Origin of the sequence: Leucobacter allii (assembly GCF_022919155.1) — a bacterium.
Taxonomy (GTDB): Bacteria; Actinomycetota; Actinomycetes; order Actinomycetales; family Microbacteriaceae; genus Leucobacter; species Leucobacter allii.
In genome coordinates this window covers 2,359,163-2,379,547 of record NZ_CP095045.1, presented here as the reverse complement: position 1 = coordinate 2,379,547, position 20,385 = coordinate 2,359,163, and the positions used below count along the sequence as shown (strand labels likewise).

At 73.1% G+C, this 20,385-nt stretch carries 23 protein-coding genes; 11 read left to right on the top strand and 12 right to left on the bottom strand.

Going from position 1 to position 20,385, the window contains the following annotated elements; genetic code table 11:
* Positions 1-71: 71 nt before the first annotated feature.
* Both MUN78_RS11065 and xseA read right to left on the bottom strand, forming a co-directional pair.
* On the bottom strand, positions 72-596 hold the full coding sequence (locus MUN78_RS11065; protein ID WP_244726443.1) for an Lrp/AsnC family transcriptional regulator: 525 nt from the start codon (positions 594-596) through the stop codon (positions 72-74).
* Positions 597-644: 48 nt separating this feature from the next.
* Positions 645-1,889 carry an exodeoxyribonuclease VII large subunit gene (gene xseA, locus MUN78_RS11060; RefSeq protein WP_244726441.1) on the bottom strand — a complete coding sequence of 415 codons (1,245 nt, stop codon included), beginning with the start codon at positions 1,887-1,889 and terminating at the stop codon, positions 645-647.
* A gap of 140 nt (positions 1,890-2,029) precedes the next feature.
* Here xseA and MUN78_RS11055 point away from each other — a divergent pair, with 140 nt between their 5' ends.
* Positions 2,030-3,061, top strand: a complete 1,032-nt coding sequence (locus MUN78_RS11055) for a 4-hydroxy-3-methylbut-2-enyl diphosphate reductase (protein ID WP_244730070.1) — start codon at positions 2,030-2,032, stop codon at positions 3,059-3,061.
* Positions 3,062-3,133: 72 nt separating this feature from the next.
* Here the strand turns inward: MUN78_RS11055 and MUN78_RS11050 are convergent, their stop codons facing one another.
* Positions 3,134-3,913: a DUF6264 family protein gene (locus tag MUN78_RS11050; protein ID WP_244726439.1), complete on the bottom strand. Its 780-nt coding sequence runs from the start codon at positions 3,911-3,913 to the stop codon at positions 3,134-3,136.
* Entirely contained in the window at positions 3,913-4,941 is a 1,029-nt protein-coding gene (fbaA, locus tag MUN78_RS11045) for a class II fructose-bisphosphate aldolase (protein ID WP_244726437.1), read from the bottom strand. The genes MUN78_RS11050 and fbaA overlap by 1 nt, the downstream gene beginning before the upstream one ends.
* 78 nt (positions 4,942-5,019) lie before the next feature.
* On the opposite strand from fbaA, the gene glpX reads away from it, so the two are divergent.
* A complete protein-coding gene (gene glpX, locus MUN78_RS11040; RefSeq protein ID WP_244689869.1) occupies positions 5,020-6,003 on the top strand; it encodes a class II fructose-bisphosphatase in 984 nt (327 codons plus the stop codon).
* Between the two features lie 94 nt (positions 6,004-6,097).
* Here the strand turns inward: glpX and MUN78_RS11035 are convergent, their stop codons facing one another.
* From MUN78_RS11035 to MUN78_RS11020, 4 genes are all read right to left on the bottom strand, one after another.
* Positions 6,098-6,574 (bottom strand): heme-degrading domain-containing protein, encoded by a 477-nt coding sequence (locus MUN78_RS11035; protein ID WP_244689867.1) that lies wholly within the window; start codon positions 6,572-6,574, stop codon positions 6,098-6,100.
* A 52-nt stretch (positions 6,575-6,626) separates the two neighbouring features.
* Positions 6,627-8,108, bottom strand: coding sequence for a DNA recombination protein RmuC (locus MUN78_RS11030; RefSeq protein ID WP_244726435.1), 1,482 nt, complete (start codon positions 8,106-8,108; stop codon positions 6,627-6,629).
* Positions 8,109-8,220: 112 nt separating this feature from the next.
* Positions 8,221-8,805, bottom strand: coding sequence for a 3'-5' exonuclease (locus MUN78_RS11025; protein WP_244689863.1), 585 nt, complete (start codon positions 8,803-8,805; stop codon positions 8,221-8,223).
* A gap of 50 nt (positions 8,806-8,855) precedes the next feature.
* A complete protein-coding gene (locus MUN78_RS11020; RefSeq protein ID WP_244726433.1) occupies positions 8,856-10,121 on the bottom strand; it encodes a hypothetical protein in 1,266 nt (421 codons plus the stop codon).
* A gap of 66 nt (positions 10,122-10,187) precedes the next feature.
* Here MUN78_RS11020 and MUN78_RS11015 point away from each other — a divergent pair, with 66 nt between their 5' ends.
* The 4 genes from MUN78_RS11015 to MUN78_RS11000 all read left to right on the top strand — a co-directional run bounded on the left by MUN78_RS11015 (position 10,188) and on the right by MUN78_RS11000 (position 13,181).
* Positions 10,188-10,799: a DinB family protein gene (locus tag MUN78_RS11015; protein WP_244726432.1), complete on the top strand. Its 612-nt coding sequence runs from the start codon at positions 10,188-10,190 to the stop codon at positions 10,797-10,799.
* A gap of 68 nt (positions 10,800-10,867) precedes the next feature.
* Positions 10,868-11,941, top strand: coding sequence for a redox-regulated ATPase YchF (gene ychF / locus MUN78_RS11010; protein ID WP_244689857.1), 1,074 nt, complete (start codon positions 10,868-10,870; stop codon positions 11,939-11,941).
* A gap of 69 nt (positions 11,942-12,010) precedes the next feature.
* Positions 12,011-12,496, top strand: coding sequence for an SRPBCC family protein (locus tag MUN78_RS11005; RefSeq protein WP_244689855.1), 486 nt, complete (start codon positions 12,011-12,013; stop codon positions 12,494-12,496).
* Between the two features lie 64 nt (positions 12,497-12,560).
* Positions 12,561-13,181 carry a pentapeptide repeat-containing protein gene (locus tag MUN78_RS11000; RefSeq protein WP_244726430.1) on the top strand — a complete coding sequence of 207 codons (621 nt, stop codon included), beginning with the start codon at positions 12,561-12,563 and terminating at the stop codon, positions 13,179-13,181.
* A 92-nt stretch (positions 13,182-13,273) separates the two neighbouring features.
* Here the strand turns inward: MUN78_RS11000 and MUN78_RS10995 are convergent, their stop codons facing one another.
* Positions 13,274-14,197 (bottom strand): CPBP family intramembrane glutamic endopeptidase, encoded by a 924-nt coding sequence (locus MUN78_RS10995; protein ID WP_244726428.1) that lies wholly within the window; start codon positions 14,195-14,197, stop codon positions 13,274-13,276.
* A gap of 337 nt (positions 14,198-14,534) precedes the next feature.
* Here MUN78_RS10995 and MUN78_RS10990 point away from each other — a divergent pair, with 337 nt between their 5' ends.
* From MUN78_RS10990 to MUN78_RS10980, 3 genes are all read left to right on the top strand, one after another.
* The gene (locus tag MUN78_RS10990) at positions 14,535-15,140 is read left to right on the top strand and encodes a YdeI/OmpD-associated family protein (protein WP_244726426.1); all 606 of its coding nucleotides are present in this window, start codon (positions 14,535-14,537) and stop codon (positions 15,138-15,140) included.
* 166 nt (positions 15,141-15,306) lie between these two features.
* Complete coding sequence (locus tag MUN78_RS10985; protein ID WP_429952176.1) at positions 15,307-16,125, top strand: alpha/beta fold hydrolase; 819 nt, start codon at positions 15,307-15,309, stop codon at positions 16,123-16,125.
* Positions 16,126-16,153: 28 nt separating this feature from the next.
* Positions 16,154-17,401 carry a DUF6357 family protein gene (locus tag MUN78_RS10980; protein WP_244726424.1) on the top strand — a complete coding sequence of 416 codons (1,248 nt, stop codon included), beginning with the start codon at positions 16,154-16,156 and terminating at the stop codon, positions 17,399-17,401.
* Here the strand turns inward: MUN78_RS10980 and MUN78_RS10975 are convergent.
* Positions 17,374-18,018 carry a GNAT family N-acetyltransferase gene (locus tag MUN78_RS10975; protein WP_244726422.1) on the bottom strand — a complete coding sequence of 215 codons (645 nt, stop codon included), beginning with the start codon at positions 18,016-18,018 and terminating at the stop codon, positions 17,374-17,376. The two genes, MUN78_RS10980 and MUN78_RS10975, sit on opposite strands and share 28 nt — an antisense overlap.
* A gap of 143 nt (positions 18,019-18,161) precedes the next feature.
* Complete coding sequence (locus tag MUN78_RS10970; RefSeq protein WP_244689844.1) at positions 18,162-18,413, bottom strand: hypothetical protein; 252 nt, start codon at positions 18,411-18,413, stop codon at positions 18,162-18,164.
* A gap of 51 nt (positions 18,414-18,464) precedes the next feature.
* Between MUN78_RS10970 and MUN78_RS10965 the strand changes: the two genes are divergently transcribed.
* Positions 18,465-18,911 (top strand): MarR family winged helix-turn-helix transcriptional regulator, encoded by a 447-nt coding sequence (locus MUN78_RS10965; RefSeq protein ID WP_244689842.1) that lies wholly within the window; start codon positions 18,465-18,467, stop codon positions 18,909-18,911.
* Between the two features lie 159 nt (positions 18,912-19,070).
* On the top strand, positions 19,071-19,493 hold the full coding sequence (locus MUN78_RS10960; RefSeq protein ID WP_244726420.1) for a VOC family protein: 423 nt from the start codon (positions 19,071-19,073) through the stop codon (positions 19,491-19,493).
* Here the strand turns inward: MUN78_RS10960 and MUN78_RS10955 are convergent.
* On the bottom strand, positions 19,436-20,353 hold the full coding sequence (locus MUN78_RS10955) for an alpha/beta fold hydrolase (RefSeq protein WP_244689838.1): 918 nt from the start codon (positions 20,351-20,353) through the stop codon (positions 19,436-19,438). The two genes, MUN78_RS10960 and MUN78_RS10955, sit on opposite strands and share 58 nt — an antisense overlap.
* Positions 20,354-20,385: the final 32 nt, after the last annotated feature.

Sequence of the window (20,385 nt, the reverse complement as noted above, 5' to 3'; positions counted from 1 at the left end):
GGACAGCCGGCGGGCGGGGCCTCCGGTGCGCGTCGCTTCGGTGCCAAGCGCCGCCCTCCGGCGGCGCTACGCTACCGGCCCGTGCCGAGCGGGAAGATCGGCCGGTGGGTGTGCACCGAGTCGTACAGGAAGGTCTCGATGTGCGCGACCCCGGGGATCTCCCGGATCTGCCGGTTGATCAGCGAGAACAGCCCGGAGGGCGAGGTCGCATAGGCCTCCACGAGGATGCTGAAGCGGCCGGAGCCGAGCACCACGTAGCGCACGCCCTCGAACGCCGCGATCCGATCGGCCACCGCGTCGATGTCGCCGCTCACCTCGATCTGCAGGCTCGCGATGCTCTGCAGCCCCACCGCCCGGGGGCTCGTCACGCCGATGACGCGCACCACGCCCCGCTCCTGCAGCCGCTTCACCCGCGCTCTGGCGCCGCCCGGGGTCAATCCGACCTCGACCCCGAGATCCGCGTAGCTCATGCGGCCGTCGCGTTCGAGCAGCAGGATCAGCTGTTCGTCGATCTCATCGAGCGCCCACGGCTGTTCGGGCGCCTCCGGGTGCGGCCGCGCCGCGTCGTCGTCGCCGGGGATGCGTGCTTTCGCCATGACATGCAGTATGGCACGGGCCGTTCCACCCCATCCGCTGGACGAGGATCACCCGTCCGCGGCAGCCGCGGAGGTCACCGCGAGGCGGCCCCCCGCGAGCGAGAGGCGGATCGCCGTGCCCTCGGGGGCATCCACCGGGTCGCGGAGCACGGGGCCCGCGCCGCCGGCCTCGTCGGCGAGCTGCGCGATCGCGTAGCCGCGTTCGAGCGTGGCCCGAGGGGAGAGGGCGGACAGTCGCGCCCGCGCCTCCGCGAGCCCCCGTGTCCGGTCCTCGACGGCCCGATCCGCGAGCTCGGTGCCGCGCGCGATCCAGCGCACGAGCTCCTCGGCCCGCTCGTCGACGATGCGCTCGGGCGCGGCGAGCACGGGCCTGCCGCGCAGCTGGGCGATGCGGTCGGCCTCGTGGGAGAGCAGCTGTCCGAGCCGAGCGCTCATGCGCGCTCTGGCCTGATCGAGGCCCGCCAGCTCCTCGCCGACGTCGGGGACGATCCGCTTCGCGGCATCCGTCGGCGTCGATGCCCGCAGGTCCGCGACCTCGTCGAGCAAGGGGCGATCCGCCTCGTGCCCGATCGCGCTCACGAGCGGTGTCGTCGCCGCGGCCGCGGCGCGGAGCACCCGCTCGTCGCTGAACGGCAGGAGGTTCTGGAAGTCGCCGCCGCCGCGGGCGACCACGATGATGTCGACCTCGGGATCGCGATCCAGCGCCTCGATGCCCGCCGCGACCTCCGCGGCCGCGCGCTCGCCCTGCACGGCCGCGTAGTGGAGCGCGAAGCGCACCCCGGGCCAGCGCAGCGTCGCGTTGCGGATCACGTCCTTCTCGGCGTCCGAGTCGCGGCCCGTCACGAGCCCGATGAGGTTCGGGAGGAAGGGCAGGGGGCGCTTGCGCTCGGGGGCGAAGAGCCCTTCGGACTGCAGCTGGCGGCGGAGCCGCTCGAGCCGTTCGAGCAGCTCGCCGATGCCGACGTGCGAGAGCTCGAAGACCTGCACGGTCAGGGAGCCGCCCTTCACCCAGAAGTTCGGCTTCACGAGTGCGATCACCCGGTCGCCCTGCGCGAACTCGCTCGTCAGGCGCTGCGCGACGGAGCGCCACACGGTGAAGCTGACCGTCGCGTCCTGCGAGAGGTCACGGAGCTTGCCGTACACGTGGCCGCCGCGCAGCTGCCACTGGGTGATCTCGCCCTCGACCCACACCTGGCCGAGACGGTCGACCCAGGCGGCGATCTTCTCGCTCATGAGCCCGACGGGCCAGGGGGCTTCGCGCGTCGCCGGCGCGTTCGATGCCGCTGCTGCCATGCCCCCAGCATACGGACCCGCGGCGCGCTTCCTGGACGGCCGTCCGTGGCGCCGACGGTAGAATCGACGCCATGAACGAGGCCACCGCGGAACGGATCAGGGAACAGCGCTCCCTCGGCGCGCCCATCGTGAGCCTCGCGATGCCGCGGCTGCGCCGCCAGGAGGGCCGCCTGCGCGACCTGCCGGTCGACGGGGAGAAGAAGGTGCTGCTCGCGGCCCCCCGCGGCTACTGCGCCGGCGTCGATCGCGCCGTCGTGGCGGTGGAGCGCGCGCTCGCACGCTACGGCGCCCCCGTCTACGTGCGCAAGCAGATCGTGCACAACGTGCACGTCGTGCGCACCCTGGAAAACCTCGGCGCCGTCTTCGTGGAGGAGGTCGACGAGGTGCCGGAGGGCGCGCACGTCGTGTTCTCGGCGCACGGCGTGTCTCCCGCCGTCGTGCGTGCCGCGGCGGAGCGCGGGCTGCACGCGATCGACGCGACCTGCCCGCTCGTCACCAAGGTGCATCGCGAGGCGGTGCGCTTCGCGCGCCAGGGCCGCCGCATCCTGCTCATCGGCCACACCGGGCACGAGGAGGTGGAGGGCACCGCCGGGGAGGCCCCCGAGCACGTCACGATCGTGAACTCGCCGGACGACGTCGACGGGCTTGAGGTCGAGGACCCGGCGAATCTCGTCTGGCTGTCGCAGACGACGCTCTCGGTCGACGAGACCATGGAGACCGTGCGGCGCCTGCGCGAGCGCTTCCCCGAACTGCAGGATCCGCCGAGCGACGACATCTGCTACGCGACGCAGAACCGGCAGGTCGCGATCAAACGGATCGCGCCGCAGGCCGATCTCGTGCTCGTCGTCGGCTCGGCGAACTCCTCGAACTCCGTGCGGCTCGGAGAGGTCGCGCTCGAGTACGGCGCGCGAGCCGCCCACCGCATCGACGATGCGAGCGAGGTGCGCCAGGAATGGCTCGACGGCGTGCGCACCATCGGGGTCACGAGCGGCGCATCGGTGCCCGAGGTGCTCGTCCAGGAGCTGCTCGACGACCTCGCCGACGCCGGGTACGCCGACGTGGAGGCGACGGTCACCGCGGAGGAGGACCTCGTCTTCTCCCTGCCGAAGGAGCTGCGGGAGGACGCCGCGGGCAACCGCGACGCCCGCGCGCTCGGCGGCCGCGGGCGCTGAGCGCGCAGGCCCCGAGGCTCCGTCCGCCCGGGAGCCGCGGATCGCGCGCGGCTCGATGGACGGATCCGCGGGCTACTGCGTCATCTCCGCCATGTAGTCGAGCAGCTGCTGCGTGGATGCCGGATCGGCGAGCGCCGTCATCAGCTCGGGGATCGCCGCCATCGCGACCGAGGTCACGACGATGATGCCGATGAGGGCGATCGCCCCGGCCGTCAACGGCACCCAGAACGTGATCTTCCGCGCGCGCATGCGCTGGATCGAGAAGATGAGGCTGACGGCGTAGAGCGCGAAGATCGCGATGGCGCTCACGGAGCCGAGGACGCCGAGCCAGGAGGGCGTCTCGACGTCCTGCAGATCGAAGGCGTCGAGGATCATCGCGAGGCTCGGGGCGAGGCCGAGCATCGACTGGGCCATGCTGAGCGCGCCGAAGGCGCCGAGCGCGAGGAGCAGGATCGTGACGACGCGGTCCCCGGTGCGGGGCCCGGGCTCGGTGCCCGGGGCACGGTCCCGGGGCGCGCGGGGCGCGGGCTGCTGCGGCGGCGCGGCGCGGTAGGGCTCGGGATCGGATCCCGCGGCGGTGGGGCTCCGCGGAGCATCGCCCGCGGGCGTCGAGGGTGCGGCGGGCGCCGGTGCGCCCGCCGCACCGTCCCCGCCGCGCGCACCGAGGTTGTGCGGCACGCCGGGCACCGGGGATCCCCCGGAGCCCGCGGGCGTGCTCGCCGCGGTCCGGGCGGCGCCGGCGCCGGCGGGCGGCGCGCCCTCCGGCTTCCATTCCCAGCCCTCAGGGGCGTATTCGCCGTAGGCGGGCGGTGTGCGGCGATCCTCCGGTGCCGGGAGCTGCGGGTCGGACACTACGCGCTCACCGACTTCCCAGCGGATCCGAGCTGCTCGGCCGCGAGCGCGACGCGCGCGGCGAGCCCGTTCTCCGCGGCCTTCCCCCAGGCGCGGGGATCGTACTGCTTCTTGTTGCCGACCTCGCCGTCGAGCTTCAGCACGCCGTCGTAGTTCTTGAGCATGTAATCGACGACGGGGCGGGTGAAGGCGTACTGGGTGTCGGTGTCGATGTTCATCTTGATGACGCCGTTGCGCACGGACTCCGCGATCTCCTCCGCGGAGGAGCCCGAGCCGCCGTGGAAGACGAGGTCGAGCGGCTTCTCGCCCGTGCCGTACTTCGCCTGCAGGCCCTCCTGGATCTCGGCGAGGAGCTCGGGGCGCAGGCGGACGCCGCCCGGCTTGTAGACGCCGTGCACGTTGCCGAAGGTCAGGGCGGTGAGGTAGCGGCCCTGCTCGCCGAGCCCCAGCGCCTCCACCGTGGCGACGGCATCGTCGAGCGTCGTGTAGAGCTGATCGTTGATCTCGTGGCTGATGCCATCCTCCTCGCCGCCCACGACGCCGATCTCGACCTCGAGGATCACGCCGATGGCCGCGAGACGGGGGAGGAGCTGCTGCGCGATCTCCAGGTTCTCGGGGAGCGGCACCGCCGAACCGTCCCACATGTGCGACTGGAAGTAGGGGAGCCCGCCCGCCTCGACCCGCTCCTCGCTCGCCGCCACGAGCGGCAGCACGAAGTTCTCGAGGTGCTGCTTCGGGCAGTGATCGGTGTGGAGGGCCACGGTGATGTCGTAGGCCTTCGCGACCTCCTCGGCGTACTTCGCGAACGCGATCGCACCGCCCGCCCGATTCTGCACGGTGTGACCGGCGAAGTAGTCGGCGCCGCCGAAGCTCACCTGGATGATGCCGTCCGATCCGGCCTCCGCGAAGCCCTGGATGGCCGCGTTGAGGGTCTGCGAGCTGGAGACGTTCACCGCGGGGAACGCGAAGGCGTTCGTCTTCGCGGCGTCGATCATGGCTGCGTACTGTTCCGGGGTAGCGACGGGCATGCGAGCTCCTTCTCCATCGGGGCGGTTCGGCGGTGGGCCGCGGTCTGGCCCTTCAGTCTACGCGGTAGAGTGGGGCCCATGACTGAACCTCACTCGCTCGGAGACTGGCAGCCGGATCGGAACCTCGCGATGGAGCTGGTCCGCGCGACGGAGGCCGCCGCGATGCGCGCCACGCCCTGGATCGGCCGCGGCGACAAGAACGCTGCGGACGGTGCCGCGGTCGACGCGATGCGCCGCTTCCTCGCGACCGTGAACATGAACGGCACCGTCGTGATCGGCGAGGGCGAGAAGGACGATGCCCCGTGGCTGTACAACGGCGAGCAGGTGGGCAACGGGCAGGGCGCGGAGTGCGACGTCGCGGTCGACCCGATCGACGGGACCCGGCTCACCGCCGAGGGGCGCCCGGGCGCGCTGTCGGTGATCGCGGTCGCCGACCGGGGGAGCATGTACGACCCCTCGGCCGTCTTCTACATGGACAAGCTCGTATCCGGCCCCGCGGGCGTCGGCGTGGTCGACATCCGCAAGCCGATCGGCGCGAACATCCGCGACCTCGCAAAGGCGAAGGGCGTCGACGTCTCCGACATCCGCGTTGCGGTGCTGGACCGGCCCCGCCACGAGCAGCTGATCGCCGAGATCCGCGAGGCGGGCGCCGGTACGCGCCTCCTCATGGACGGCGACGTCGCGGGCGGCGTCAACGCGGCCCGCTGGGATTCGCGCATCGACCTCTGCGTCGGCATCGGGGGCACGCCCGAGGGCATCATCACCGCCTGCGCCGTGAAGGCGCTCGGCGGCGTGATCCAGGGCAGGCTCTGGCCGAAGGACGACGACGAGCGGCAGCGGGCGATCGACGCCGGCCACGATCTCGACCGCGTGCTCGAGGCGGACGATCTCGTCTCCAGCGACAACTGCTACTTCGTGGCGACGGGCATCACCTCGGCCGACTTCGTCGAGGGCGTGCAGCGCCGCGGCCCCTTCGTGCGCGCCGAGAGCATCGTGATGCGCGCGCACTCGGGCACGATCCGCCACGTCACGAGCGATATGGACCCGAAGCGCTGGGCGTGACGGTTTCGTCCGCATCCGCCGTCGTCTGATCGACGGCGGGTGCGCCGCGGAGGGCGAGGCACCCGGGTCCCTCGCCCGAGACGGCGAGGCGCGCTCAGCGCGGCAGCGCGCCGCGGAGCGCCTCGAGGACGAGGGCGTGGTCGTCCTGCGGAGGAAGCCCGCTCACGGTGACCGAACCGAGGAGTGCGCCGTCCACCAGGATGGGCACGGCGCCGCCGTGCGGAGCGTAGTCGGCCTCGGGCATCTCGGGGGTGACCGGGCCGAGGCCCCGGGCGGCGAGCCGCTGGCCGACGAGGAAGCTGGGCTCCCCGGTGAGTTCGGCGACGTTGCGCTTGCGGCGGATCCACGCGTCGTTGCCGGTGCTCGTGCCGGGGAGGGCGAGTCGGAAGACCTCGTGGTCTCCGAGCATCACGGAGACCGCGACGGCGAGGTCGCGTGAGCGCGCGAGCCGCACGATCTCCTCGCCGACGGCGATCGCATCGGCGTGCGTGAAGGTCCCCGGCAGGGCCTCGGCGAACTCCTCGGCGATGACGGCGGGATCGGCGAGCACGGTCATGGGCGCATCGGTCATGGTGTCACGCTAGCGCACGCGGGCCGCGTGCGCCGCCGAGTTCGGCCGGGGCTCACTCCTCCCAGAGCGCCCCCAGCCCGGACGCGGATTCGGCCGCGCGCGCCCGCGCGACCGCCCGGGGATCCGGTTCGCGTGCAGCCTGCGGGAGCAGCGCGTCGAAGACGTCCCGGCCGGTCCCGCGGCCGCCCCCCGCCACCGGGCTCCTGCCGTCACCTGCGGGGTCAGCGCACTCCGTGTCGGCGGCGGGATCGACGTCCTGATCGATGGCGCCCTCGCCCCGGCCGTCCCCGGGACCGGTCGGCTCGCCGCCCTCGAGCGATTCGACCGATCGGAGGCGGCGCTCGACGGCCCGGGTGCGACGACCCGCCTCCGACACGGTGTTCTGCACGGTCGTGAGCTGCTTGCCGATCTTCTCCCAGACCTGCCCGTACTTCTGGAACTCCTGCTTCGCCGCGCTGAGCACCTGCCACACCTCGGAGCTGCGCCGCTCGATCGCGAGAGTGCGGAACCCGAGCTGCAGGCTGTTGAGCAGGGACATCAGCACCGTGGGGCCGGCCACCGTGACGTGGAACTCGCGCTGCAGGCGGCTCGTGAGCCCCGGCCGTCTGATGACCTCGGCGAACAGCCCCTCGGTCGGCAGGTACATGATCGCGAAGTCGGTGGAGTGCGGCGGCTCGATGTACTTGTCGCGGATGAGCTTCGCCTGCGCGACGATGACCCGCTCGACCGCCTTCGCCACCGCCTCGATCTCGTCGCGCTCGCCGCCCTCCTGGGCCTCGAGCAGACGTTCGTAATCCTCCTGCGGAAACTTCGAATCGATCGGCAGCCAGACCGGCGCATCGCCTTCGCCGCGCCCCGGGAGCCTGACCGCGAACTCCACGCGCTCCGCGGAGCCGGGGCGCACCGCCACGTTCTCGGCGTACTGCTCCGGCGAGAGCATGTCCTCCAACTGCCTGGCGAGCTGCACCTCGCCCCAGCTGCCGCGGTTCTTGACGTTCGTGAGCACGCGCTTGAGCCCGCCGACGTCGGAGGCCAGCGTCTGCATCTCGCCGAGCCCCTTCTGCACCTGCTCGAGTCGGTCGCTCACGAGGCGGAACGACTCGCCGAGCCGTCGTTCGAGCGTGCCCTGGAGCTTCTCGTCGACGGTCTCGCGCATCTGCTCCAGCTTCGCCTCATTGCCCCGCCTGAGGGTTTCGAGCTCCTGCCGCAGCACCTGCTGCAACTCGGTCTGCTTCATGAGATTCGCCTGGGCGAGCTCGGCGAAGCGGGCGTCGACGGTGCCGCGCAGCTCGTGCTGCGAGCGGAGCGTCGCCTGCGCCCCGGCGTGGACGCGCTCGGCCATGCCGGCGAGCGACTGGCCGAGCTCCGTGCGCTGCGCCGAGAGATCCTGCCGGATCTCCCCGGAAAGTCCCCGCAGCTCGGCGTCGCCGGAGCGCGCGTCCGTGGCCGGCGGCCGGCGCAGGAGCAGGACGAGGAGCACCGCGACGAGGAGGAGCAGGTTCGCGACGAGCAGGATGACGATGAGGGCGTTCATAGTCCACCGAGGCTTTCGGGTGTCGGACGGGGTGACGCCTCCACGTTCTCACGGACCTCCGACACGAAGACCGATCCGGGCCGCGGGGCGCGCGAACCCGCGCCCCGGAGGTTCAGAGCTTCAGCGGAATCGCCGTGAGCCGCTGCACCCGCAGTCCGACGGTCTTCGCGAGCGCCGGAACGTCGGCCGCGCCGTGGCGTCTGGCGGCGTCCACGATGATGGCGGCGCAGGCCTCCGCGTCGGCGAGCGCCTCGTGGTGCGCGAAGTCGCCGAATCCCGCGGCCGCGGCCGCGAGGGGGAGGCGGTGCGAGGGGATGTCGTAGGTCTTCCGAGAGACCTGCACGCTGCAGAGGTAGCGCAGGCGCGGGGTCGGGGTGACCGTCTCGGCGCAGGCCGCCCGGATCACGCCCATGTCGAAGCTCGCGTTGTGGGCGACCGCCACGTCGTCGCCGATGAACTCGCGCAGGCGCGCGAGCTGCTCGCCCCACTCGGGCGCGCTCGCCACCATGCCGGGGGTGATCCCGTGGATCTTGATGTTGAAGGGCAGGAACTGCGCGTGCCCGGCGGGCGGGCGGATGAGCCACTCCGCGCGATCGACCACGGCCCCGTCGCGCACGCGGGCGAGACCCACCGAGCAGGCGGAGGAGGGGTGGCTGTTGGCGGTCTCGAAATCGATCGCGGTGAAGTCGACGGGCACGCAACGATCCTGGCACACGCCGCTGACAGGGCCGGCGGCTCCGCCCCCGCTCAGCGCGTCGGCGAGGCGCAGACGCTGCGGCCGTCGGGCCGTTCCGCGCAGGCCCTGGCGCCGGGCGCGGCCAGCGCCTCGAGCGCGTCGAGGCGGCCCTCGAGCTCGGCGTCGCTCGCGTCATGCGCGGTCGTCAACGTGACGCCGACGGGCGAGACGACGAGCGAGGCCGTCTCGGGGTCAGCGAGGACGGCGCGGGCGGCGGTGACGGCGGCGGCGAGCTCCGCCGGGGCGGAGGTCACGCGGAGCGTGGGATCATCGGCCGCGCCGACGGTGAGGGTGAGCAGCTCGAACGCGGAGGCGGCCGGAACCGTCGCGAGCGCGCGGGCGAGCGTACCCGCGTCGTCGATCGAGGCGAGTCGCATCGAGGCCTCGGCGTCGTCGGTCCAGCTCGTCCGCACGAGAGCCCGGTCGGCCGGATCCAACCCCGCGAAGAGCGTCCGCAGCGAGGTTCCCGTCGCGTTCAGGCCGAGCGCGACGAGCGGGCTCGAGAACACGACGGGGATCGCGGTCTGCGACGGCATCGCGTCCACGAGCGCGGTCGCCGCCGCGACATCGGATTCATCGGCGAGCGTGAGATCGATCCGCTCGGGTTCCGCGGAGATCGCTGTCGTCTCGAGCGCGCCGGCCACCGTCGTCCAGGTGCTGCGGGCGGTCTCCAGCCAGGGGCCCGGGCGCCCCTGGATCCTGACGGCCGTCTCCGCGTCCCGCACGCTCAGCCACGGCACCGCGTCCTCGGCGGCCTCGGCGAGGAGCTCCGGAGCATCGAGGGCGAGTGCGAAGGCCGCGTCGACGCCGGCCGCCTCGGCGAGCCGCAGCCCCGCGCTGGTGATCCGATCCTCGCCGTCCGCGGCCGCGAGACCGACCGTCGCGACCCGGTCGTCCGCCGCGAGTGCGAGTGCCGCGGCGAGGGCCGCGGAGCTCGACTCGGTCTCCGCGAAGACGGGCACCGTGATCGCGTCGGCGCGGACCGTGATCACCGCGCCGACGTCCTCGTGCTCGCGCACGAAGCCGCTGAGCCGCTCGACGAGACCGTGCAGCTCGGTCTCGGAGGCTCCCGCGCGCGCGTCGACATCGGCGCTCACCCCGCCCGTGAACGGCATGTTGTCGGCCGTCGAGAGCTCGAACCCTGCGATCTCGGGGTCGCCCCCGAAGGTCCGCGCGAAGTCGCCGCGCGCTCCGTCGCCGCCGCATCCCGCGAGCAGCGGCGCGAGCAGCGCGAGCGCGACGATGCTGCGCAGTACGCGTGCGATCCTCCTCGTCATGGGGCCAGCGTAGCGAGGCCGCGCCGACTCGGCGGGAATGTCCGGAGCGCTTGCTAGCCTGACGGCATGGCCCACGAAGCGGACCCGGAGATCGAGCTGCACCTCGGCTACCTGCAGCGCGCCCGCGAGGCGCTGCTCTGGAAGCTGGAGGGGATCGGCGAGTACGACGCGCGCCGGCCGCTGACGCCGACGGGCACGAACCTCCTCGGGATCGTCAAGCACGTCTCCGGCACCGAGTACGGGTATCTCACCGAGTGCCTCGGCCGCGACGGCGGCATCGCGCTGCCCTGGATGGCGGAGGTCGCCGCCGACAACGCCGACATGTGGGCGACGGCGGAGGAACGGCGCGAGGACGTCGTGGAGCTCTACCGCCGGGTCTGGCGGAGCGACGACGCCGTGGTGCGGGAGCTCGGGCCCGACGCGACCGGGGCGGTGCCGTGGTGGGGCGGGGAGGTCGTGACGGTGCGGCGCCTCCTCGTGCACATGATCGCAGAGACCCATCGGCACGCCGGCCACGCGGATATCCTGCGCGAGACGCTCGACGGCGCCGCGGGCATGCGCGCCGATGCGATGAACCTGCCCCCGGGCGACGCGGCCTGGTGGCGGGGCCACGTGGCCGAGGTGGAGGCCGCCGCGCGAGCGGCGGCGGTCGCGGCGGGGGAGCACGTTCCCGGCTGAGCGCGGCGCCCCCGATCGGGCACCGGCCCGGTCGTGCGTCCCGCCGGGGCCGCGTAGACTGGTGCCTCGTGGCTCTGACAATCGGCATCGTAGGACTCCCCAACGTGGGCAAGTCGACCCTCTTCAACGCGCTCACCCAGAACGACGCGCTCGCGGCGAACTACCCGTTCGCGACGATCGAGCCGAACGTCGGCGTGGTGAATCTGCCGGATCCGCGGCTCGACACGCTCGCGGAGATCTTCGGCAGCGAGCGGATCCTGCCCGCCCCCGTGAGCTTCGTCGACATCGCCGGCATCGTCCGCGGCGCCAGCGAGGGCGAGGGGCTCGGCAACCAGTTCCTCGCGAACATCCGGGAGGCCGACGCGATCGCACAGGTCGTCCGCGGATTCTCCGATCCCGACGTGGTGCACGTCGACGGGGCGGTGAACCCGGCGAGCGACATGGAGACGATCAACACCGAGCTCATCATCGCCGACCTGCAGACCATCGACAAGGCGCTCGTGCGGTACGAGAAGGAGCTGAAGAACAAGAAGATCGACCCCTCGGTCGTCGAGACCGCGAAGGCCGCGCAGGCCGCGCTGAACGACGGCAAGATCCTCGCGCACGCGGGTATCGACCTCGAGCCGATCACGGAGCTCGGCCTGCTCACGGCGAAGCCGTTCCTCTACGTCTTCAACGTCGACGAAGGGGTGCTGCAGGATCGGGCGAGGCTCGATGAGCTCGCGGCCCTCGTCGCGCCCGCGCAGGCCATCTTCCTCGACGCGAAGATCGAGAGCGAGCTCATCGAGCTCGACGCCGAGGACGCGGCGGAGCTCCTCGCCTCGATCGGCCAGGAGGAGAGCGGCCTCGACCAGCTCGCCCGCATCGGCTTCGCCACGCTCGGGCTGCAGACCTATCTCACGGCCGGGCCGAAGGAGGCGCGCGCCTGGACGATCAAGCAGGGCGCGACGGCACCGCAGGCGGCCGGCGCGATCCACACCGACTTCGAGAAGGGCTTCATCAAGGGCGAGATCATCTCCTTCGACGACCTCGTCGAGGCGGGGTCCGTCGCCGAGGCCCGCGCCAAGGGCAAGGCCCGCATGGAGGGCAAGGACTACGTGATGCAGGACGGCGACGTGTGCGAGTGGCGGTTCAACGTCTGACCGCCCTCGCGTCGGCGCCGTGCGGGTTCCCGAGCAGCTTTCGGACCGGGTGGGCGTAGGCTGCTCCCCGTGGCCGGTTTCATGCTCGAGACGCGCATCGATGCGCCGGCTCGGGAGTGCTTCGCGCTGAGCCTGTCGATCGACGCGCACACGGGATCGATGGCCCGGTCGGGCGAGCGCGCGGTGGCGGGCGTCACCACCGGCGAGATCGGGCCGGGGGAGAGCGTGACCTGGCGGGCGCGGCACTTCGGGATCCGGTTCCGCATGACCTCTGCGATCACCGCGTACGATCCTCCCCGGAGATTCGTCGACGAGCAGCTCTCCGGTCCGTTCAGACGATGGTGGCACGAGCACGAATTCGTCGAGGACGGGGCCGGGACGCGGATGATCGACCGCATCGAGTTCGAGGCGCCGTTCGGTCCGCTGGGGCGGATCGCGGAACGCCTCCTGCTCGTGCGCTACATGGAGCGCCTCATCGTGCAGCGGAACGACTGGCTCGCGCACCGTCTCGAATCCGGGCGCGGCCCCGCCGTCGATCGGAACGACCGGCCGTGAGCGCGTCTGGCCGAACCGTGTGCCCCGCCCCCGAACCGGTGCTCCGTCGCGGGGGCGCTGGACGATGACCCCGCAGACGAAGCGTCAGCTGCGGGATCGCTGGACGCCCGAGCACACGGCCTCGATCGAGCGCGAGCTCGTGCTGGCGGCCCGGCGCCCCGGGGCGAGCGCTCCGACGTCGCCGTTCGGGACGACCGGCGGGGGACGGATCGACCTGCGCGGCATCCGGCTGACGACGCCGATCCGGTGGCAGCACGCGATAGGGGTCGATCTCTCGGACGCCGTCTTCGCGGACGGCGCCTCGGTGAACGAATCGGAGCTCGAGGACTGCGTCCTCGACCGGATCGACATGCGCGGCGTTTTCGTCCGTCGTCGTTTCGTCGATTGCAGTTTCGCCGGGGCGAAGCTCTCCGGGGCTCGCCTCGGCGGGACGTTCATCGGCTGCGACTTCTCCGGTGCGACGCTGTCCCGATCCGTCGCGTCCGGCGTGCGGTTCGAGCGATGCACCTTCACCGGAGCGACGCTGCGCGCGGTGCAATGGACGTCCCGCTGCGTGTTCGATCACTGCGTGTTCGACGGCGTCGCCGCGCTCACCGGCTCCGTCGCCGGCGGCGTGTTCATCGGCGCGACGCCGCCCGAGCTCGACGGCTGCATCGTCGATCACGTCCGGTTCGAGGCGGGGTGATCAGTGCGGTGCGCCGATCGATCCCGCGAGGCGACCGGCGGCGGCTGGCGACAACCGGCACCGGAGCCTCCCGCGTCCCCGGCGCCCCGTGGTCAGTCCGAGGTCGCGGGGGCTTCCGGAGCTCCTGCCGGCGCCCTGCGGCTGCGTCGCCAGGCCAGCAACGCGATGAGCGCGGCGATGAGCATGGTGAGCGCGGCGGGCAGGCCGCCCTCGGTTCCGAAGTCCCCGCCGGTCAGCAGATCCGTGGATCCGTCCACCGGAGCGAGGAAGATCAGCGACGTCGCGTGCGGCTCGAGACCGCTGACGGGGATGCCGTAGAAGTTGCCCATGCCGAAGTTCCACCCCGCGTGGATGCCGCAGATCAGCCAGAGCGACCGCTGCCACAGCACGACGAACGTGGCGAAGAGCCCGTAGAGGAAGATCGTCGAGAACGGCAGCACCTGGCTGCCGACGCCGTGCACGACGGTGAACAGGAACGCGGGCAGCAGGATCGCGAGCCAGCTCGGGAACCTCTGTCCGACGCTCTGCAGGAGGAATCCGCGGGTGAGGATCTCCTCGTTGCTGCCCTGAAAGACGACGGTCACGGCCAAACCGAGGATCATCGGCAGAGCGGGGAAGCCGGAGGAGGAGTCCGCAGGTCCGTCGACCACCGCGTACTGGCCGGTGGCGAGGAGCAGCAGCACAGGGAGCGAGATCATCGCGAGCCCGACGACGACGCCGAGCAGCAGCTTCAGCACCCCGCGGCCGGGGCTGCGGAACCCGAGCGTCAGGATACTGCGGCGCTCGAACACCGCGACCCAGAGGAACACGAGGCCGATGACGATGATGTTCGCCACGCCCTCCTGCAGTTGGGCCGCGACCGAGCCCGCCGGCACCGGGAGGTTGATCTGGAGCGCGGCCATCAGACCGATCTGGATCGCCCAGACCGCGAAGAACACGATCAGCCCGAGCCACCACGTGGTCACCCGCTTCCCGGTCCGTGCATCGGCGATGAAGGGATGTTGGCGCAGCGACATGGGGGCTCCTGGGAGGTTCCGAGCGCGAGCGCGCACCGTTCGGGGTCGGATGCTCGGCGCCGCGCCGCTCGGCGCGAGGACGAGCACGTCTCCGAGCCTAGCGGTTCGCGGGACCGCGATGCCGATGAACCCGGGCGGCCGCGGGCCGCTGCCGCGCTGCGATCGGTGTCGGGCGACCGGGATCCAGGAGTCGTCCGTCGGGCGGAATCGCATGTCGGTGCCGCCGCATAGAATCGGCGCATGACCGCACCGGGAGTGCAGCGGCGGACTCCCCGGCCGCTCGTCGTCCTGTTCGTACTGAGTACCGCCGTCTTCCCGCAAGGAGCGTGACCCCGCCATGGCCTCCACCCGCCCCGCCCGCCCCTCGGCCGAGATCGAGCCCCTGGTCCTCGTGGACGTGCGCGCCTGGCGCGCCTGGCTCGACGCGCACGAGGACGTCTCGGACGGCGTGTGGCTGCTGCTGGCGAAGCAGGGCACCGTCGCGCCGACATCGCTGAGCTATGCGGAGGCGCTCGACGAGGCGCTGTGCAGCGGATGGATCGACGGCCAGACGAAGTCGGTCGACGCGGGTACGTATCTTCGGCGGTTCACCCCGCGGCGGGCGCGCAGTCTCTGGTCCGCCCGCAACGTCGAGCATGTGGCGCGCCTCACGGACGACGGCCGAATGCGCCCGCGGGGGCTCGCCGAGGTCGAGCGCGCGCAGGCCGACGGCCGGTGGGAGAGCGCCTACGCCGGGAGCGCGTCCATGACGATGCCCGACGACCTCGCCGCCGCCCTCGCCTCCTCGGACGCGGCGCGCGCCGCCTTCGAGGCGCTGAACGCCCAGAACCGCTATTCGGTGCTGCACCGCGTCACGACGGCGCGCACGCCGGAGCTCCGCCTGCGCCGGATCGAGCGGGTCATCGCGATGCTCGCCGGCGGCGACACCCCGTATCCGCAGTGACGCAGCGGGCGCGGGATATCCCCCCCCGACTGACCGCGCGACTGCGACGTCGCACGACGGCGGCACCGCACGACGGCGGCACCGCTCGACCTCGGATCGGCGCGAGCCCGGGCGGCCTCGAGCGGACCCGGCCGGGCGGAGGCGCATCCCGGGGTAGCGTAGAGGCGTGACGGAGCCCGCATCCCCCCGCATCCACGCCCAGCGCATCGGCGACCCCGCCGCCGCGCATCGCGTCGTGCTGCTGCACGGCCTCTTCGGCCGGGGGAAGAACCTCGCGCGGATCGCCGGGGGGCTCGAGCCCGAGGCGCAGAGCCTGCTCGTCGACCTGCCCAACCACGGGCAGTCGGGGTGGACCGAGACCTTCGACTACGCTGAGATGGCCGATCTGGTCGCCGCCCAGCTGCGGGCGGGGTTCGCGGCCGAGGGTCCGGTCGACGTCGTGGGGCACTCCATGGGCGGCAAGGTCGCGATGATGCTCGCGCTGCGGCACCCCGGTCTCGTGCGCCGCCTCGTCGTGCTCGACATCGCGCCGGTCGCCTCGGGGGCCTCGCGCGGGGAGTTCCCCCACCTCCTCGACGCGCTCGCGAGCGTCGATCTCGCGACGCTCGAGCGCCGAGCCGACGCCGGGGCGGCGCTGCGCGCCGCGATCCCGCAGGATGCCGTGCGCGGCTTCCTGCTGCAGAACCTGCGCCGCGACCCCGACGGCTTCTCCTGGGAGCCGAATCTCCGGCTGCTGCGCGCGGAGCTGCCCGCCGTGATGGGCTTCCCGGATGTCTCGGGGCGGAGCTTCGCCGGCCCGGTGCTCTGGGTGAAGGGCGAGCGCTCGCCGTACATCACCGACGCCGACGCCCCGGTGATGCGGGAGCTCTTCCCGCGCACGGTGCGCATCACCGTGCACGGTGCGGGGCACTGGGTGCACGCGGAGGAGCCGGAGGCGGTGATCGCGGCGCTGCGCCGCTTCCTCATCGAGCCCGGAGACGCGTGAGCGGCGCCGCGCGCGGGGGAGGGCGCCGATGACCGAGGTGGTCTTCGCGCGCGCGAACCTGCTGTTCCCGCGGGTGATCCGACGGGACGGCGCGCTCCGCCTGGAGATGATCGGCGGCGCCGATGCGCTGCACGATCCTCGGACCTTCGAGCTGCCGATCGCCGAGGCGCACGCCGCTGCCATCCGCGAGAGCTTCGGGCGGCATCTGCTGCTGCGGAGCGCCCTGCTGCCGCTCTGCGAGGCCGCGGGGATCGGCGGTCCCATCGATGAGGCCGCGGCGACGGCTCTGCTCGACCCGATCCTGCTGAGCGGGGCCGCCGGAGCGGACGCGTGCCTCGCACGCGCACCGTGGAGCCGCGCCGTGCTGGTGGCGCACGGCGCCGACACGGCACGGCTCGACGAGGGGCGGATGGTCGAGGCCGTGCGCACCGCCGGTATCGAGGCGGACTGGGCCCGTGCCCGAGAGGACGACGCGGATCGGCGGCGCGCCGAGCGCGGCGTCGTGCTCGCGCCGCTCGACGCCGCGCTCCTGCGCTTCACCGGTCAGTACGTGCACGGCGCCACGGTTCCGCGTCGGGATCCCTCCGCCGTCGATCCCGAGCTGCTGCCCGAGGTGCTCGGGGTCGTCGCGACCGTGGAGCAGGCGGTCGCCGGGATGCGGATCGCCCGCGACCCTCGTCGCGGCCCGCGCGGCACCGCCGCCCGGGACTGGAAGCGGATGCAGGGCGCGGCGGAGGCGGCGCTGCGCACGGCCCGTCCCGAGCTCGTCGAGGACGCGGTGCGCACCGTGGGGTTCCTCGTCTGCGCCGAAGCGGCGGACCGGGGCAGGCGTGATCCGTACGACGTCGAGGCTCGAGCCGCCGGCGCCGAGCCGGCGCGTGCGCTGACCTTCTCCGACGACCGGGACGACGAGGAGCGCTGGGCGCCCGGAAACGGTCCCGGGGCCGTCGAGGCCTTCTGGGCGTTCGTCGCGGAGCGGTACGGATCGGGCAACGACGTCTTCGTGCTCGAGGACGAGGCGGCGGGCGATGGGATCCAGCTCATGCTCTCCGCCGACGCGATCGCCCGGGTGCGCACCGTCACCGCGGAGACGCCCGGCACGCCGGCCGCGTACCGGGTCGAGTACGGGCTGGTCGATGGACTGCCGGGGTACCGGGAGATGGTGCGCGCGTACGTCGCCGGGGCGTTCACCGCGCTCGACGGACTCGCGCGGTGGACGTCCGATCCCGCGGAGCTCGAGGACTGGCGTCAGCGCGCGAGCGGATCGCGCCAGTAGCACTGCGCCGCCGTGCCGTCGGCGAGGGTGACGATCGCGTGCGGCCGGTAGCCGACGCGCTCGTAGCGCGCGTCGTTCGCCGGGTTCGAGGATTCGAGGTAGCTCGGCACGCCGCGCGCATCGGCGCGGTCGAGCCCGGCGGCGAGCAGGCGCATTCCGGCGCCCCGGCCGCGCGCCTCCGGAGCGGTGCCGAGCAGCGTCAGATACGCGTGCGGCGCCGCGGGACGGGCCGCGGCGAAGCGCTCTCCCGCGTCGAGGAGTGCGGCGGCCGCCTCCGCGCCGAGCAGTTCGGCGATCAGAGCCTCGTAGGCCGCGTGCGCACCGTCGGACAGTTCGTCCGCCCCCGGCGGCAGCCACACGGAGACGGCCTCGAGGGCGCCGCCCGGCCCCTCGAGCACCAGGGACTCGGGGAAGCGCACGGCCTCGGAGACGACGAAGCGCCAATAGGCGTGCGCGGCGGCGGTCCGGCGCGGTCCCTCCGGAAACACCGGTCCCCAGACGGGATCGTCGTGGAACGCGGCGGTGAGGATCCGCGCCATCTCCTCCGTGTCGGCGGGGAGCGCGGTGCGCGCGCCCGGTGCGCGTTCCCGGGAGTCGCCGCGCGTCTCGTCGTCCATATCGGTCCTGCCGTCGTGCTCCGCCCCTGCCGGAGAGGTTCTCCGGAGTGCCAGGATCATCATCGGGGATCGGCGGGCCGCAGGGCAAGCGACCGCGGGACGCACGGGTGGACCGGTGCCGGTCCGGCCCGCACCGCAGCTCGTCAGGCCGCCCGCGGCGGGCAGCTCAGGTGCGTGGGCTTCCCCGGGCCGCCGCGATCGATGCGGTGCTCGTCCATCGGGGCTCCGCAGACCGGGCAGCGGGGGTCGGCCGGCGGTTCGTAGGGCGGCTCGTTCGGATCCCCCAGCTGCGAGGTGCCCTCGAACTGGTAGAAGAAGCGCCGCCAGGCGGCCCAGAACCCGGGCTGGCCGTCCCAGGGGGTCTCGTGCCAGAGTCGACGGTTTCGTTTGCGCACAAACAAAATCTATCACAGTTCATGAGGGCACGAACGAGATAGGATCGCCCCATGCAGGAGCTCCCGGAGGACGCGCTCGAACTCGACCGGCAGGTGTGCTTCGCGCTCGCGGTGGCGAGCCGGGGGGTCATCGGCGTCTACCGCTCGATCCTCGAGCCGCTCGGCCTCACCCATCCCCAGTACCTGGTCATGCTCGCGCTCTGGGGCGACGCTCCGCTCCGCTTCCGCGAACTCGCCGAGCTGCTGCGGCTCGATCCGGCGACGCTCTCGCCGATCGTCAAGCGCCTCGAGCAGTCCGGGCTGATCGAGCGCACCCCGGCCGCGGGCGACGAGCGCACCTTCTGCCTGGAGCCGACCGCCGAGGGCCGTGCGCTCCGCGAACGGGCGCTCGGCGTCCCACCCGCGGTCATCGAGCGGCTCGGACTCCCCGTGGAACGCCTGCTCGCGCTCCGGGACGAGCTCGCCGCGGTCATCGCCGCGGTCGAACGGGCCGGCTGAGCGCCGCGCGCGGGCCGGCTGCGGCGCGCACGCGGATCGCGGGGCGACGTCGGCGTCCGAGCTCGGCCGCGGCGCGCGCGGCGGCCGACGACCCTGGTCAGCGCGTCCGTCGCGGCGCATACTGGGAGGGCACCGTCGCCGACCGCTCAGGAGCCGCACATGCCGTCATCGCTCGCCACCTACATCGCCCTCCCGGGCAACACCGCCGAGGCCATGGAGTACTGGCACTCCGTCTTCGGGGGCGACCTCGTGATCCTCCGCTACGGCGACATGCAGCTCGAGGGGATGCCCTTCGAGCCCGACCCCGAGGCCGTCGCGCACGCGACCCTCACGCTGCCGGTCGGCGTGATCGCGGGGAGCGACGTCATGGACACCCGGGAGTACCCGATCCGCGACACCGCGTACTCCCTGCTGTACACGACCGAGACCGATGCGGAGGCGAAGCGCCTCTACGACGCGCTCATCGCGGGCGGCGGCACGGTCGGGATGCCGCTCGAGGTCGCTCCGTGGGGCGACCTCTACGGTCAGGTCTTCGACCGCTTCGGCGTCATGTGGTCGTTCTCCTGCGAGCATTCGGGGTAGTCAGGGGACCGCGCCGCACCGGGCGCGAGGGAGGCGCCGGCCGCGGGTGCGGTGCCCGCCGCGCCCGACACGTCCTCCCGCAGAACCGCCGGCCACGCCGCCACGTCCTCGGGCGTGCGTGCGATGCGCAGGCGCGCCGCGGGCAGCAGCGCGTGCAGCGCCTCCGCGGTGGAGACGGGGTGCGCCGGGTCGTCGACCCAGGCGAGGATCGTGACGGGGATCCCGATCCCCGCGATCGCCTCCCGTGCGGGGAGATCGCTCAGCGCCGCGCCGCGCAGCACCGCGGGCAGCAGCGCCTCCGCGACGTCGGGCGCCGTGGGCGGCGAGCCCACCGTCGCGGGGGGCTGGGGTGCTCCGCGCTCGAGTGCGCGGAGCGCGCCCGCTCCGCGCCGTTCGACGAGCCGGGCGCTCGCCCGATAGCCCTCGGCGCGGGCCGCCCGGCTCGCCCAGGCGGTCGCCGGGACGAGCAGGGTGAGGCCGCTGAACCGGCCCGGATCGCGGACGGCGGCGTGCAGCAGCGTCCCGGTCCCCATCGAGGGGCCCACGCCGTGCACGGCCTCGCCGGGGAACGTCGCGTCGAGCAGGGCGAGCAGATCGTCGGCGAGGCGCGGCCAGGCGTAGTCCTCGGGCACGGCTCGCCCGCTCGAGCGCCCGTGCCCCCGGGCGTCGTAGCGGAGGAGGCGGGTGCCGCTCAGCCCGCGGCCGAGGTCGAGGGAGAGCACGCGATCGCGCGCCCGGCTGGACGTGAGGCCGTGGAGCTGCGCCACCGGGCGTCCGCCCTCGTCGCTGAGCTCGGTATCGAGCACCGCTCCGGGCACGGTGATACGGGCGTGTTTCGGGGCGGTGAATTCTCGCGGCACAGCGGCTCCTCCGGCTGTCGGGTCGGGTCGTC

Excerpts from the sequence above, each read along its gene's own strand:
- MUN78_RS10980 (WP_244726424.1), top strand. The coding sequence starts at position 16,154 with ATGACCGAGGTGGTCTTCGCGCGCGCGAACCTGCTGTTCCCGCGGGTG.
- MUN78_RS11015 (WP_244726432.1), top strand. The coding sequence starts at position 10,188 with ATGGCCCACGAAGCGGACCCGGAGATCGAGCTGCACCTCGGCTACCTG.
- MUN78_RS11030 (WP_244726435.1), bottom strand. The coding sequence starts at position 8,108 with ATGAACGCCCTCATCGTCATCCTGCTCGTCGCGAACCTGCTCCTCCTC.
- MUN78_RS10995 (WP_244726428.1), bottom strand. The coding sequence starts at position 14,197 with ATGTCGCTGCGCCAACATCCCTTCATCGCCGATGCACGGACCGGGAAG.
- MUN78_RS10965 (WP_244689842.1), top strand. The coding sequence starts at position 18,465 with ATGCAGGAGCTCCCGGAGGACGCGCTCGAACTCGACCGGCAGGTGTGC.
- MUN78_RS10975 (WP_244726422.1), bottom strand. The coding sequence starts at position 18,018 with ATGGACGACGAGACGCGCGGCGACTCCCGGGAACGCGCACCGGGCGCG.
- MUN78_RS11035 (WP_244689867.1), bottom strand. The coding sequence starts at position 6,574 with ATGACCGATGCGCCCATGACCGTGCTCGCCGATCCCGCCGTCATCGCC.
- fbaA (WP_244726437.1), bottom strand. The coding sequence starts at position 4,941 with ATGCCCGTCGCTACCCCGGAACAGTACGCAGCCATGATCGACGCCGCG.
- MUN78_RS10990 (WP_244726426.1), top strand. The coding sequence starts at position 14,535 with ATGGCCTCCACCCGCCCCGCCCGCCCCTCGGCCGAGATCGAGCCCCTG.
- MUN78_RS11055 (WP_244730070.1), top strand. The coding sequence starts at position 2,030 with ATGCCGCGGCTGCGCCGCCAGGAGGGCCGCCTGCGCGACCTGCCGGTC.
- MUN78_RS10960 (WP_244726420.1), top strand. The coding sequence starts at position 19,071 with ATGCCGTCATCGCTCGCCACCTACATCGCCCTCCCGGGCAACACCGCC.
- MUN78_RS11065 (WP_244726443.1), bottom strand. The coding sequence starts at position 596 with ATGGCGAAAGCACGCATCCCCGGCGACGACGACGCGGCGCGGCCGCAC.
- MUN78_RS11020 (WP_244726433.1), bottom strand. The coding sequence starts at position 10,121 with ATGACGAGGAGGATCGCACGCGTACTGCGCAGCATCGTCGCGCTCGCG.
- glpX (WP_244689869.1), top strand. The coding sequence starts at position 5,020 with ATGACTGAACCTCACTCGCTCGGAGACTGGCAGCCGGATCGGAACCTC.
- MUN78_RS11000 (WP_244726430.1), top strand. The coding sequence starts at position 12,561 with ATGACCCCGCAGACGAAGCGTCAGCTGCGGGATCGCTGGACGCCCGAG.
- xseA (WP_244726441.1), bottom strand. The coding sequence starts at position 1,889 with ATGGCAGCAGCGGCATCGAACGCGCCGGCGACGCGCGAAGCCCCCTGG.